This window comes from Streptomyces sp. CA-142005, assembly GCF_050942335.1.
Classification (GTDB): Bacteria; Actinomycetota; Actinomycetes; order Streptomycetales; family Streptomycetaceae; genus Streptomyces.
Genome location: NZ_CP192078.1, coordinates 6,180,921 through 6,194,773, shown reverse-complemented (window position 1 = coordinate 6,194,773; position 13,853 = coordinate 6,180,921). Strand labels below are relative to the sequence as shown.

Below are 13,853 nucleotides of genomic sequence, written 5' to 3'. Positions count from 1 at the left end.
CCTTCTTCACGGTGTTGTCACCGCGGCCGGCCGTGACGATCGCTGGTCAGGGCATCCGGACCGGCCGCGGAGTCTTTCGGGGTACGGGCCTCAGCCCAGGCGCTCCACCAGCGCGTGGTACTGGTCCCACAGCGCCTTCGGGGTGTGGTCGCCGAAGGTGTTGAGGTGGTCGGGGACGAGGGCGGCCTCCTCGCGCCAGACGTCCTTGTCGACCGAGAGCAGGAAGTCCAGGTCGGACTCGGACAGTTCGAGACCGTCGGTGTCCAGGGCCTGCTTGGTCGGCAGGACGCCGATCGGGGTCTCGACGCCTTCGGCCTTGCCCTCCAGGCGCTCCACGATCCACTTCAGGACGCGGGAGTTCTCGCCGAAGCCGGGCCAGACGAACTTGCCCTCGTCGTTCTTGCGGAACCAGTTGACGTAGTAGATCTTCGGCAGCTTGGACTGGTCCTTGTCCTTGGCCACGTCGATCCAGTGGGCCATGTAGTCGCCCATGTTGTAGCCGCAGAACGGCAGCATCGCGAACGGGTCGCGGCGCAGCTCGCCGACCTTGCCCTCGGCGGCGGCGGTCTTCTCGGAGGCCACGTTGGCGCCGAGGAAGACGCCGTGGTTCCAGTCGAAGGACTCCGTCACCAGCGGCACCGCGGAGGCGCGGCGGCCGCCGAAGAGGATCGCCGAGATCGGCACGCCCTTGGGGTCCTCCCACTCGGGCGCGATGATCGGGCACTGCGCGGCGGGGGTGGTGAAGCGGGCGTTGGGGTGCGCGGCGGGCTCGGCGGAGTCCGGGGTCCAGTCGCGGCCCTTCCAGTCCGTCAGGTGGGCCGGGGTCTCCTCCGTCATGCCCTCCCACCACACGTCGCCGTCGTCGGTGAGGGCGACGTTGGTGAAGACCGAGTTGCCCCACAGGGTCTTCATCGCGTTGGCGTTGGTGTGCTCACCGGTGCCGGGCGCGACGCCGAAGAAGCCGGCCTCGGGGTTGATCGCGTACAGGCGGCCGTCCTCGCCGAAGCGCATCCAGGCGATGTCGTCACCGATGGTCTCCACGGTCCAGCCGGAGATCGTCGGCTCCAGCATGGCGAGGTTGGTCTTGCCGCAGGCGCTCGGGAAGGCGGCGGCGACGTACTTGGACTCGCCCTGCGGCGGGGTGAGCTTGAGGATCAGCATGTGCTCGGCCAGCCAGCCCTCGTCACGCGCCATGACGGAGGCGATACGCAGCGCGTAGCACTTCTTGCCGAGCAGGGCGTTGCCGCCGTAGCCGGAGCCGTAGGACCAGATCTCGCGGTCCTCGGGGAAGTGCGAGATGTACTTGGTGGAGTTGCACGGCCACGGAACGTCCTCCTGGCCCTCCTCCAGGGGCGCGCCGAGGGAGTGGACAGCCTTCACGAAGAAGCCGTTGTCGCCGAGCTCGTCCAGGACGGCCTGGCCCATGCGCGTCATCGTGCGCATGGAGACGGCGACGTAGGCGGAGTCGGTGATCTCCACACCGATCGCGGACAGCGGGGAGCCGAGCGGGCCCATGCAGAACGGGACGACGTACATGGTGCGCCCGCGCATGGAGCCGCGGAACAGGCCTTTCTCGCCGCTGAAGATCTCCCGCATCTCGGCGGGGGCCTTCCAGTGGTTGGTGGGGCCCGCGTCCTCCTCCTTCTCGGAGCAGATGAAGGTGCGGTCCTCGACGCGCGCGACGTCGGTCGGGTCGGAGGCCGCGTAGTAGGAGTTGGGGCGCTTGATCGGATCGAGCTTCTTGAAAGTGCCCTTGGCCACGAGCTCTTCGCAGAGCCTCTCGTACTCCGCCTCGGAGCCGTCACACCAGACCACGCTGTCCGGCTGCGTCAGTTCGGCGATCTCGTTGACCCACGAGATCAGTTCCTGATGGGTGGTGGGAACGCTGGGAGCCGAGTTGTCGCGCGCCACGGTTGCTCCTAAGTGAGGGATTTTGTCCTTGTGGCCCCGTGGGGGCTGCGACCCGGATGCTTCGGATGCTCATCCGGTGCCGACCGCACTCATATGATCATCCGCCGTTCGTGCGCATCTGTCCAGGGGACCTCACAAGTGAGCGACGTGAGGAAGGCCACGGTTTCCAGGCCTGTTTACGTTTCCTTTACGTCCAGATTTGTGTCACCTGAAGGTCTTTTTGCGTTCGATCGACCAAGAGCCGCGCTGACACCCGACTTACGGTGCCGTAGGTACCATGCCCCGCATGACTGCGTCCGCTCCCGACGCGCCCACGGAGACGCCGGCCGACGGCCGCGGTCCCGTCGCGCCCTCCCTGCCGCATCCGATCAAGCCCAGGCTCCGCGGCTGGCTGCATCTCGGCATGTTCCCGGCCGTACTCATCGCGGGCCTCGTGCTCACCGCCCTCGCCGACTCCACCAGAGGCCGCATAGCCTGCGGGATCTACGTCCTCACGGCCTGCCTGCTCTTCGGCGTCAGCGCGCTGTACCACCGGGGCAACTGGAGCCCACGGATGGACGGCGTCCTGCGCCGCCTCGACCACGCCAACATCTTCCTGATCATCGCGGGCACCTACACCCCGCTCACCCTGCTGCTCCTGCCCGGAGCCAAGGGCCAGTGGCTGCTGTGGGGCATCTGGGCCGCCGCCGCGGCCGGCATCGTCTTCCGGGTCTTCTGGGTGGGCGCCCCGCGCTGGCTCTACACGCCCTGCTACATCGCGATGGGCTGGGCGGCCGTGTTCTTCCTGCCCGACTTCCTGCGCACCGGCGGCATCGCCGTCCTGGTCCTGGTGGTCGTCGGCGGCCTGCTCTACAGCGCCGGCGGCGTGGTCTACGGCATCAAGCGCCCGAACCCGTCACCGCGCTGGTTCGGCTTCCACGAGGTCTTCCACTCCTTCACCCTCGCCGCGTTCGTCGTCCACTACGTCGGCATCTCACTGGTGGCCTACCAGCACGCGTAGGCCCGACCCCTCCCGTCTTTGCGGCCACGGCTCACCAGCCGTGGCCGTTTTGGTTTGCCCTGAACGACTGAGACCACCCCCTTTTGACAGTCATAAGTATTTGAGAGTTACTTTCTTTTCTATGCCGACTGTCGCCGCAGAGCTCGGCCCACCTGCGACCCTGCTCGGCGACCGGTTCGGCCGGCGTCGGATGCGTGTGGGACCGCCTCCCTGGTGGCGGAACCGCTCGCGGTGCTGCTGCCGAACCCCCGGTGGTACGGCCCACCGGTCCACGGGACGCCCCGGCCATGGCCGCCCCCGTGGCGGATGCCGGAGAATGACCGCATGACGGCCGCACGTTCCCCCCTCTCCCCCCTGCCCTCCGCCGACCGCCCGCAGCTGGGGTTGCGCGAGCGCAAGAAGATCAAGACCAGGGAGGCGATCCGCGCGGCGACCTACGCCCTCGTCCGGGAACAGGGCTACGACGCCACGACGATCGACCAGATCGCCGAGCGGGCCGAGGTGTCGCCGTCGACCGTCTTCCGCTACTTCCCGACCAAGGAGGACATCGTCCTCACGGACGAGTACGACCCGGTCATCCTGGAGGAGATCAGGGCGCGGCCCGCCGACGAGCCCTGGTCCGAGACCATCCGGCACGTCCTGCACCGGGCGGTCGAACTCGGCATGGACAACGACCTCGCGGTGTCCCGGCTGCGCACCCGTCTCATGGTCCAGGTCCCCGCGGTGCGCTCACGGATGATGGAGAGCATGTCGGCCACCGGCCGCATGCTCTGCGAGGCCATCGGCGAGCGCACCGGCCGCTCCCCCGACAGCCTGGAGGTCCGGGTCTACGCCATGTCCCTGATCGGCGGTCTGATGGAGACCTCCATGTACTGGGCGGAGAACGACCACCGGGACGACTTCACGGCCCTGATCGACCGCGCTCTGGACGTCATGCAGCACGGTCTGCCGAACGAAAAGCACTGAGGTCCGGGCGGACTCCCGTGCGATCCTGACACAGTGAACCGACCCGAGATCCACGTCGAAGTCGCCCCCGCGCTCCACCTGTTCGTGCCGCACGTCCGGCGGGCCGGTGCCACACCTTTGGCCACGGACGGCGTCTCGACCCTGGGCCATGTCATCGAGTCCCTCGGCGTCCCGCTGACCGAGGTCGGCGCGCTGGTCGTGGACGGCCGCGAGGCCCCGGCGTCGCACATCCCGAAGGCCGGCGAGACGGTGCAGGTACGGCCCGTCGACCGCCCCCAGCGCGTCCCCGGCGCCCCGCTCCGCTTCCTCCTCGACGTGCACCTCGGCACGCTCGCCCGCCGGCTGCGGCTGCTCGGCGTGGACACGGCGTACGAGTCGACCGACATCGGCGACGCGGCCCTCGCCAAGCGCTCGGCGACCGAGAAGCGCGTCATGCTCAGCCGCGACCGGGGTCTGCTGCGCCGCCGCGAACTGTGGGCCGGCGCGTTCGTCTACAGCACCCGCCCCGACGACCAGCTGCACGACGTCCTCGACCGCTTCGCCCCCGACCTGCACCCCTGGAGCCGCTGCACCGCCTGCAACGGCCTGCTGGAGGAGGCCACCAAGGAAGACGTCGCCGACCAGCTGGAGCACGGCACCCAGCGGTCGTACGACGTCTTCGCCCAGTGCACGGAGTGCGGCCGCGTGTACTGGAAGGGCGCGCACCACGAACAGCTGGAGGCGGTCGTGGAGCGGGCGTTGAGCATGCGTACCCAGGGGGATTGAGTACGCGCCCCGATCAGGCGGGACCGGCCGCGCGGTTGGCTGAGGGCATGACGACAGCGAACTCGGCACACCCGTCCGCTCCCGGCCGCGTTCTCACCCGGTGGGCGGCCTGGGGTCTGGCCCTGCTCATCCCGAGCGTGCTCGCGGCGGCGATCGCGGCGGTGTCCACCTACCAGGGCTCCCGCTGCGTCGAGTACAACGAGTGCCCCCGGGTTCCGGGGGCACTCGTCTACGGCAGTCTCCTCACCGCCGTCTCCGCCGGGCTGGCGGCCCTGCTCTGGCCGCGGCACCGAGGGACCGTCGCGCGGACTTGGGCCGTGGTGCTCCAGTGGAGCGCCCAGGTCCTGCTCGTCCTGCTGATCCTCAGCTACGGCTCCTGACGTCTCCCTTCCCGCACGCCACCCCGTCGCGGTTCCGGTCCAACGCCAGGGGATCGTCGGCGCCGTTCACGTTCAGCCGGCCGTAGTGGTTCTGGTGAAGCCAGGCACACCGAGCAGCCGTCGTCTTCCTCACCTGCGGCGGGAACACCGTCGGCACGCACACGTTGGCCGAGCCGTAGTGCCGGTCGCAGCCGGAGATGGTCGGGCTGACCCGCTGTGCGGTCTTCTTCTTGCCGGGGCCCGACACCGTGCCGGAGAGGGAGTCGGCGAAGGCGTGGACGTGGGGGGACGCGGCGCCGAGGGCCGACGGGCCCGTCAGGTGGACCCATTTGGCCACCGAGGGCACCCCGTTGGCGTCCACGGCGAAGAGCATGTACCAGCCGGGCGGGGCGATGTTCGGGTTGTTCGTGACGTTCAGGTCCACGTTGTTGCCGTCCACGCTCAGCGGCAGGTCCACGAACCGCTGGTTCGGGTCGGACGAGTGCGTGACCGCCGCCGGGCGGATCAACTCCGCCTTGGCGATGGGGCGGTCGACGGTGATCCGCTGGGTGTCGCCGTACTTCCACTCCTGGTTGATCACCGAGGTGATCGTCGGCCGGGTGCCCTTGTAGAGGTAGGGCGGGGTGTAGATCGACACGTTGTGGTTCCAGGTGCCGTTGCCCGGGTTGTCGCCGGTGGCCATCACGCGGCCGTCGGGCAGCAGGAACGCCGAGGAGTGGTAGCCGCGGGACTCGGGGTCGGCGGCCACGGGGTCGAAGGTGTTGGTGCCCGGGTCGTAGATCGAGGACTCGTACACCGGGTTGGCGCGGTTGTGCAGGGCGCCGCCGGTCTCCAGCACCTTGCCGTCGGGCAGCAGCACCGCGGAGACGTACATCTTGCCCTGGTTGCCGGTCTCCGGCTGGGGCCCGTTGCCGAGATCGACCGTGCCCTGCGGGATCGGCGGCCCGGCGACGTACGACGGGTTCGCCTGCTTGAGGTCGATCAGGTCGGTGAGGCGGTTCGCGTCCGGGTTGGAGTCGATGTTGCCGCCGCCGATCGTCAGCACCCGCTGGTCCTGCGCGGGAGGCAGCAGCACGCTCGCCGACTGGTCCCGCTCGTCCTTGTTCTGCAGTCCCGGGACCTGCGTGATCGTGTTGGCGTCGTAGTCGTAGACCGCCGAGCCGGTGCCGGGGATGTTGTTGCCGAAGACATGGCTGCCCGTGTAGAAGAGGCGGCCGTCCTGCATCAGGATCATCGCCGGGTACAGACCCCAGTACGACCAGGTCTGGTTGACCTGCCACAGCGGCAGCCACTGGTTCTGCGCGTAACTGAACTTCTCCGCGGTCACCGAGCCGGTGGAGTCCTCGCGCAGCCCGCCGAAGGAGATGACGTCACCGTTGCCCAGCTCGGTCGCCGACGGGTACCAGTGGCCGTCGTTGAGGTCGTTGGTCTTGCTGTAGGTCTCGGTCGTCGGGTCGAAGATGTACGAGTCCTTGAACCCCTCGTAGCCGTGCCCGCCCGCGACCGGGTACGCCTTGTTGCCGCTCAGCACCAGCACCCGGCCGTCCTGCAGCTGGACGTGGCCCGCGCAGAACATGTCCTTCGGCGTCGGGATGACCTTGTACGTGCCGTTGGCCGGGTTGTACACCGCCGAGGTGAACGTGCCCGCGTTGAAGTTCTCCTCGCTGTTGCCGGATCCGGCGATCAGCAGCACCTTGCCGTTGTCGAGGACGACGGAGTGCATGGAGCGGACCGGGTTCTGTGTCGGCAGGACCGACCAACTGCCGTTCGAGCACTGGTCGTTAGTGCCCGTGCACTGGGCCGGCGGGAGCGGATCGGCCACCTGGTCCATGGTGTAGTCGTCGGTGGTCGCCGAGCCGGTGCCGTAGACGGAGACACCCCAGGTGATGCGGTCGGTGCCGGCCGGCACCGCGGGGGTGCGGACCGTGGCCTGCGTCCAGGCCGACGCCATGTCCAGGGTCTTGAGGTCGGTCCAGTACTGCCAGCCGGCGGTCGTGTCGTGCCGGAAGAGGGTGATGTTGGCGTCGGGGGTGGTGGTCTTGTACCAGAGCCCCAGGTCGTACTGCTTACCCACGGACACGGCGGGCGCGCAGTCCGTGGACTCCGTGATCAGCGCCTTGCGGTCGCCGTCGACCCGGCGGGTCAGCGTGACCTTCATGGCCTTGGACCCGGAGTGCGCGTCCGCGGTCGTCTCGAAGGTGAAGTCGTTGTCGCCCCAGCCCGACTTCTCCCAGCAGTACGGCATGCCGTCGCTGCCGGCGGTCTCGAAGCCGGGGTTCTTGATCAGGTTGGCGGCCTCCGCCGGCTGGGGCGCGGTCAGGAGCAGACCGGCGGTCAGGGCGCCCACCCCGGCCAGCGCGGTCCGTCTGCGGCGTCTGCGATACGTCGTCGTACTCACACGGCTCTCCTTGCTCGGCTCCCCCGGCGCCGGGGGAGGTAGACCAGCGCCTCGGTGCCGACGAAGCGCAGGACGAACGTCATGACCAGCGCGAGCGCGGTGGCGGGCAGGGCGCCCATGCCGAACCGGCCGACGAGCAGGGCGATCAGCGGGATGCGCAGCAGCAGGTCGGCGTTGGCCAGCAGCGCGAACCGGCCGAGCCGGTCCCACCAGCGGCGGTGCGCGCGCCGGTCGCGGAACAGCAGCTGCTCGATGAGCAGGAAGTTCCAGGCGACTCCGAACTGGTTGGCGAGGATCTCGGCGGGCAGGTAGTGCATCCCGAGGACGGTCAGCGCCCACAGTCCGGCGAGGTTCGGCACGAACCCGCTCGCGCCGATCAGCCCGAAGCCGACCATGCGGGCGACCGGGGACGCGGTGCGCAGGCCCGCCAGGTGGCGCAGGAAGCGGAAACCCTCCTGGGCGGTGGACTTGGACTCGCCGGCGAACCGGTCCTCGAAGACGAACGGCACCTCGGCGACCCCGCGCGGGCGGCTGCGCACGGCCAGCTCCAGCAGGATCTTGTAGCCGAGGGGCCTGAGGACGTCGGCGGTGACCGCGCTGCGCCGGATGGCGAAGAAGCCGCTCATCGGGTCGCTGATCCCGCGCAGCCTGCGCGGGAAGAGGCCCTTGGCGAGCCAGGTCGCGCCACGCGAGACGGCCACCCGGTAACCGCCGGCGAGCCCCGCCCGGCTGCCGCCCTCGATGTACCGGGAGGCGACGACCAGGGAGGCGTTCGTGCGCTCGCCGGTGGCCACCAGCTCCGGTACCAGGGACGGCGGATGCTGGCAGTCGCCGTCCATGACGACGATCCACTCCGAGACCGCCGCCTTCAGCCCTTCCACGACCGCCCCGCCGAGCCCGCCTTCGGGTTCCTCGCGGTGCAGCACGGCCACGGGGAACGGGCAGTCCTTGGCGGCCTCGCGGATGACCTCGGGGGTGTCGTCGGTGGAGTCGTCCACGAAGAGGACCTCGCAGGGCAGCCGCGCGGGCACCGATTCGGTGATCCGGTGCAGCAGCTGCCGGATGTTCGCGGACTCGTTGAAGGTCGGTACGACGACGGTGACGGCGCCGGGCTCGGGGACCTCTACGGCGTCGAGGCCCTGTGCCGGGGCGGTGTACTCGCTCATCGCGCCCCTCCCAGGGCCTGGATCCGCCGGATCTCGATGCGGTCGGGTCCGCTGCCGAAGGTGGCGACCGGCGTGGAGTGCCGGATCGCGGCCCGCACGTTGGGCAGGTCCTTGGCGTCGCGGCGGACGGTCGGCGAGGCGACGACGTAGTCGATGTCCCGCCAGCCGTGCGGCATGGTCTTCGTGACGGCCGGGTCGAGGTCGGCCTTGTAGAACCAGATGGCGCCGAGCCCGGGCCGGTATCCGGCGTGCACGAGGTCCAGCCAGAGGGCGTCGTCGACGAGCACGCGGGTGTCCTTCGGGTCCGCCACCTCGGTGCTGAGCCAGTGGGAGGCCTGCCGGTAGGGCCTGTTGGCGTCGGCGGTGACGGCGGTGCGGTCGCCGTCGTACCAGTGCGGTACGACGTAGGCGCCGGCGGCGAGGGCCAAGGCGGCGGCGAGGGCGTACCGGCCGCCGGTGACGTACCGCTTCTCGCCCTCCGTGCGCCATCTGCGGAGCACCGCGTGGGTGACGGAGGCGGCTCCGCCGGCGAGGACCAGGGCGAGGAAGGGCAGCGCGCCGATGATGTACATGGCGGGCAGATAGCCGTCCGGGCGCAGGGCCACCGCGGCCAGGACGGCGACCGTGAAGGCCGGTCCGGCGAGGGCGCGGGCGGTGACCGACCAGCGCCAGGTGAGCAGCAGGAGCAGGGCTGCGGCGAGGCCGCCGAGGGGCAGGACGCGGTCGTAGTACAGCCAGGAGTGCAGGACGCCGTAGGAGCCGGAAGAGCGGTCGAGGATGAATCCCGAGCCCGGTCTGGACATCTGGTAGGTGATGCCGTCCCACAGGGAGACGTGCCCGGCGCCGGGGAGGAGCTCGCCCTTGAGCAGGGCGAACAGCGGGTAGGAGAAGCCGATCAGGGCGCAGCCGGTGACGGCTCCGGTGAGGGCGAACTTGCGGGTGTCGCGGTGGCTGTGCCGCCACATGGTGACGAACAGGGCGGGCAGGACGACGAGCATCGTCTCCTTGGTGAGCACGCCCGCGGCGGCGGCGAGGCCCGCGCCGAAGTGGTGCCAGAGGTGACGGCTGGGCGAGGCGGCGAGGCAGAAGGCCAGCAGCAGCCACATCACGGCGATGTTGTCGAGGAAGATCTCCCGGCTCAGGACGACCGCGAGCGGGGAGAGCCCGAACAGGGCCATGCCGAGTCCGGCGGCCCAGCGGGGCAGGGAGAGCCGGCGGCCGAGGACGTAGACGAGGACGGCGCTGACGCCGCCGACCAGCAGCATGGTGAACCGCATGGTGCCGACGGTCATCGAGCCGGGGCTGATCGCCGAGGGGAGCCGGGTGAGCAGGGCTATCTGCATCCAGCCGAGCGGCGGGTGGTCGTACCAGTAGGTGTAGTGGGCGAGGCCCCGGCCCTGTTGGACGGCCCAGGCCTGGGCGAGGTAGGTGCCCTCGTCGTCGCTGAGGGTCGGGTAGTCGGTGATGTTCCAGCCCTGCACGACGAGGATCGCGGTGAGCAGGGCACCGCAGAGCAGCAGGTCGGGGCGGGAGGAACGGAGTCGTATCGGTGGCCGGGCGCGGCCGGCCGAGGGCGTTTCGGGCGCAGGCGGGCGCTGCGCGGGGACCTTCGCTGCGGTCACCGCGGGAAGTGTGGAGGTCACGCAGGAACGTCCTCTCGGATGGGCTCGGCGGCGGTGAGGTGGGCGCCGACGTGCGTGGTCAACTCCCAGTCGTTACGGCCGCGTTGCTCGCGCCAGACGGCACGGATGGCGGCTCCGGCGAGGAGGACCTGGTAGAAGGGCCCGCCCACGATGAGCTTCACGTAGTGCACGAGGCGGACCTTCAGGCCGTACTGCCGGCCGAAGTCGTGCAGCCCGACGACCTCGAAGACGAAGGTGACGGCGGCGGTGACCAGCGGCAGGAAGGTGAGGAAGGCGATCCCGACGGGCACGTCGAGGAAGAGCGCGACGGCCGCGTTGAGCGGGATGACCACGCCGGAGAAGGCCTGCATGAACGGGGTCATCAGGGTGTACCGGGCGAGCAACCGCTGCCCGAATCCCGGCAGTTGCCTCCAGTCCTTCTTCCGGTAGACCTGCAGGAAGCCCTGGTTCCAGCGGGTGCGCTGCTTGAGCAGCGACATGAGGGAACCCGGGGTCTCCTCCCTGGTCACCATGTCGGAGTCGTAGGCGACGACGACCTTCTTGCCGACGCTGGACAGCCGGACGCCCAGGTCGCAGTCCTCGGCGAGGCAGTCGGGGTCCCAGCCGTCCGCTTCCCTGAGGACGCCGGTCCGCACGAAGACGGTGTTGCCGCCGAGCGGGATGAACCCCTTCTGCGCGTGCAGGTGCAGCCGGGAGCGGAACCAGAAGAAGTACTCCAGGCAGTTGCGCAGGCTGTACCAGCTGGAGTGGAAGTTGATGAGCTGGACCCCGCCCTGCACGACGTCCGCGCCGGTGGTGCGGAAGGCGTGGTCGACGTGGGCGAGCAGCTCCGGGTGGACCTGGTCCTCGGCGTCGAAGACCCCGACGACGTCGCCGCGGCAGTGCGGCAGCGCCGTGTTCATGGCTTTCGGCTTGTTCTTCTTCTCGTGGGTGTCGACGACGACCCGGACGCGTGCGTCCCGTGCGGCGGCCTGCTCGGCCACCTCCGTGGTCTCCGGGTCGTCGTGCCCGACGATCACGATGATCTCGAAGTCGGTGTGCGTGGATTCCAGCAGCCGCTGGATGGTGTGGTCCAGCACCGCCTGCTCGTGCCGGGCGGGCAGCAGCAGGGAGAACGACAGGTGTTCGTCGCCGTCCGGCCTGCCGAACCGGGTGGAGGCCAGCACCTCGGGCGTACGCCACGCGTGCATCTGCCACCACAAAGTGAACGCCGCCATCCAGAACAGGGCCAGTGAGACGGCAGCGATGAAGACAGACGTGAGCAAAAAGATCCCCCCAGATCCCCAATTACCCCCTGTGGGCGCGACGGTGAGTCACCACCCGTCGACCCGCAGTGGAGAGCGTAGGGGGGATCTGTGAAGTGTGGGAGCTCTTCCGATAAATAGCTTGTTTCGGAACGGTGGTGCGAGTAGTGGGATCTATCCGAACACGTGCTCCGTTTCGGACAGTTCACACTTCTGCCGCCCTTGGGTTGTGGATGCTCAGCGCCTGTTGAGGGAGGCGCGCAGCCGTTCCGGATCGGTCGTCGGCGCGTCGCAGGTGAAGTTACGGCAGACGTACGCGGTCGGTTCGCCCTGCTGCAGGGGCCGGTCGGCGAGGAGCGGGAACTCGTCACTGTCCGCAGTGCCGACGGCGACGACGGCACCGGGGGCCGTACCGAGAAGTGCCGTACGGTGCAGGGCGGCCGTCTTCTCGTCCGCGAGGTCGGGCCCCGGTCCGACGACGGCGACCTCCTTCGGCCCGTCGAGGAGGGCCTCGGCGACGGCGAGCCCCCAGCCGATGAACCGGGGTACGCGCGGCCCGAGGGTCTTCACGATCCCCAACGCCCGCTCGGCGGCGGTCCGGTGCGGTTCGGAGCCGGTGTGCGCGGCATAGCCCAGCAGGGCACCGGCCGCCGCGGTCCAGCCCGACGGGGTGGCGTTGTCGGTGGGGTCCTGCGGCCGGCGGATCAGCCGCTCGGCGTCCGACGCGGTGTCGAACAGGGCGCCTGTCTCGGGGTCGGTGAAGCGGGCGAGCACATGGTCGAGGAGCAGACCGGCGAAATCGAGCCAGACGCCCTCGCCCGTCACCGACGCGAGCGCGAGGAAGCCCTCGGCGACGTCGGCGTAGTCCTCCAGCACGCCCGCGTTGGGTCCGACCCTGCCGTCCTTGCTGGTGCGGGCGAGCCGCGCGTGCTCGTCGAGGTGGACCCGGACGAGCAGGTCGGCGGCGCCGAGGGCGGCCTCGACCAGGTCGGGCCGGTCGAAGTAGGCGCCGGTCTCGGCGAGCGCGGCGATGGTGAGGCCGTTCCAGGCCGCGACGACCTTGTCGTCCCGGCCGGGTGCGGGACGTCCGGCGCGCTCGGCGAGGAGCCGTTCCCTGATGGAGGCGATCTTCCCCGCGTCGAAGACGCTGTTGTCCTGCGGCAGTTGGAGGACGGACTGGCCGTGCTCGAAGGTGCCCTCGTCGGTCACGCCGAAGTACCGGGCGGCGAGGTCGCCGTCCGCCTCCCCGAGGACGGCGCGCAGCCGCTCGGACGTCCACACGTAGTACGCGCCCTCGACGTGCCGCCCGCTCCCGTCGTCGCTGTCGGCGTCGAGCGCCGAGGCGAACCCGCCGTCGTCCGTGCGCAGTTCGCGCACGAGGAAGTCGGCGGTCTCCAGGGCCACCCGCCGGGCGAGGTCCGATCCCGTGGCCCGCCACAGATGGGCGTACACGCGGCAGAGCAGCGCGTTGTCGTACAGCATCTTCTCGAAGTGCGGCACGACCCAGTCACGGTCGACGGAGTACCGGGCGAACCCGCCGCCGAGCTGGTCGTAGAGGCCCCCGCGGGCCATCCGCTCACACGTGTCCTGCGCCATCTGCAGCGCGCCCTCGGCACCGGTGCGGGCGTGGTGCCGCAGCAGGAACTCCAGCACCATGGACGGCGGGAACTTCGGCGCCCCGCCGAATCCGCCGCGCTGCGGGTCGTACTCCCGGGTCAGCCCGAGCAGCGCCTGCGCGAGTTCCTGCTCGTCGGGCGCGCGGTCGCCGTGCCGGACGATCTCCCGCTGGGCGAGGTCGCGCACGATCTTCCCGGCTACCTCCGCGACCTCGCCGCGACGGGTGCTCCAGGCCTGCTGCACGCCCTCCAGCACCTGCCGGAAGGACGGCATGCCGTGCCGGGGCGCGGGCGGGAAGTAGGTCCCGAAGTAGAAGGGCTCGGCGTCCGGGGTGAGGAAGACGGTCATGGGCCAGCCGCCCTGCCCGGTGGCGGCCTGCACGGCCTCCATGTAGACGGCGTCCACGTCGGGGCGTTCCTCGCGGTCGACCTTGATGTTGACGAAGTGCTCGTTGAGGTAGTCGGCGGTGGCATGGTCCTCGAAGGATTCGTGAGCCATGACATGGCACCAGTGACAGCTGCTGTACCCGACGCTCAGCAGAACGGGTTTGTTCGTCTTGCGGGCCTCGCCGAAGGCCTCGGCCGACCAGGGCCACCAGTCGACCGGGTTGTCGGCGTGCTGGAGGAGATAGGGGGACGTCTCGTGAGCCAGTCGGTTCGGCATACCCCCATCCTGCCGCAGTACCGTGCAGGCCGGCGTCAGCCCCAGACGGCGACCTCGAGTTTCGCCGGACCGGCGGGCGGAGCGGTGATCACCTTGAGGG

General features: G+C 69.9%; 10 protein-coding genes. 4 read left to right on the top strand and 6 right to left on the bottom strand.

Features of this window, described 5'->3' with window-relative positions:
• Nucleotides 1–90 precede the first annotated feature (90 nt).
• Entirely contained in the window at nucleotides 91–1,911 is a 1,821-nt protein-coding gene (locus ACQPXS_RS29040; RefSeq protein ID WP_433452183.1) for a phosphoenolpyruvate carboxykinase (GTP), read from the bottom strand.
• 286 nt (nucleotides 1,912–2,197) lie between these two features.
• On the opposite strand from ACQPXS_RS29040, the gene trhA reads away from it, so the two are divergent.
• The 4 genes from trhA (at nucleotide 2,198) to ACQPXS_RS29020 (ending at nucleotide 5,022) form a co-directional block, all read left to right on the top strand.
• Nucleotides 2,198–2,911, top strand: coding sequence for a PAQR family membrane homeostasis protein TrhA (gene trhA / locus ACQPXS_RS29035; protein ID WP_433452182.1), 714 nt, complete (start codon nucleotides 2,198–2,200; stop codon nucleotides 2,909–2,911).
• A gap of 324 nt (nucleotides 2,912–3,235) precedes the next feature.
• Entirely contained in the window at nucleotides 3,236–3,877 is a 642-nt protein-coding gene (locus ACQPXS_RS29030; RefSeq protein WP_433452181.1) for a TetR/AcrR family transcriptional regulator, read from the top strand.
• A gap of 33 nt (nucleotides 3,878–3,910) precedes the next feature.
• Complete coding sequence (locus tag ACQPXS_RS29025; protein WP_433452180.1) at nucleotides 3,911–4,642, top strand: Mut7-C RNAse domain-containing protein; 732 nt, start codon at nucleotides 3,911–3,913, stop codon at nucleotides 4,640–4,642.
• 47 nt (nucleotides 4,643–4,689) lie between these two features.
• The gene (locus ACQPXS_RS29020) at nucleotides 4,690–5,022 is read left to right on the top strand and encodes a hypothetical protein (RefSeq protein WP_365321882.1); all 333 of its coding nucleotides are present in this window, start codon (nucleotides 4,690–4,692) and stop codon (nucleotides 5,020–5,022) included.
• Here ACQPXS_RS29020 and ACQPXS_RS29015 read toward each other — a convergent pair.
• From ACQPXS_RS29015 to ACQPXS_RS28995, 5 genes are all read right to left on the bottom strand, one after another.
• Nucleotides 5,006–7,420, bottom strand: coding sequence for a galactose oxidase-like domain-containing protein (locus tag ACQPXS_RS29015; RefSeq protein WP_433452179.1), 2,415 nt, complete (start codon nucleotides 7,418–7,420; stop codon nucleotides 5,006–5,008). The two genes, ACQPXS_RS29020 and ACQPXS_RS29015, sit on opposite strands and share 17 nt — an antisense overlap.
• Nucleotides 7,417–8,586, bottom strand: a complete 1,170-nt coding sequence (locus ACQPXS_RS29010) for a glycosyltransferase (RefSeq protein ID WP_433452177.1) — start codon at nucleotides 8,584–8,586, stop codon at nucleotides 7,417–7,419. Before ACQPXS_RS29010 ends, ACQPXS_RS29015 begins: the two co-directional genes overlap by 4 nt.
• Nucleotides 8,583–10,229 (bottom strand): ArnT family glycosyltransferase, encoded by a 1,647-nt coding sequence (locus tag ACQPXS_RS29005; RefSeq protein WP_433452176.1) that lies wholly within the window; start codon nucleotides 10,227–10,229, stop codon nucleotides 8,583–8,585. The genes ACQPXS_RS29010 and ACQPXS_RS29005 overlap by 4 nt, the downstream gene beginning before the upstream one ends.
• The gene (locus ACQPXS_RS29000; RefSeq protein WP_433452175.1) at nucleotides 10,226–11,494 is read right to left on the bottom strand and encodes a glycosyltransferase; all 1,269 of its coding nucleotides are present in this window, start codon (nucleotides 11,492–11,494) and stop codon (nucleotides 10,226–10,228) included. The genes ACQPXS_RS29005 and ACQPXS_RS29000 overlap by 4 nt, the downstream gene beginning before the upstream one ends.
• A 216-nt stretch (nucleotides 11,495–11,710) precedes the next feature.
• The gene (locus tag ACQPXS_RS28995) at nucleotides 11,711–13,753 is read right to left on the bottom strand and encodes a thioredoxin domain-containing protein (RefSeq protein WP_433452174.1); all 2,043 of its coding nucleotides are present in this window, start codon (nucleotides 13,751–13,753) and stop codon (nucleotides 11,711–11,713) included.
• Nucleotides 13,754–13,853: the final 100 nt, after the last annotated feature.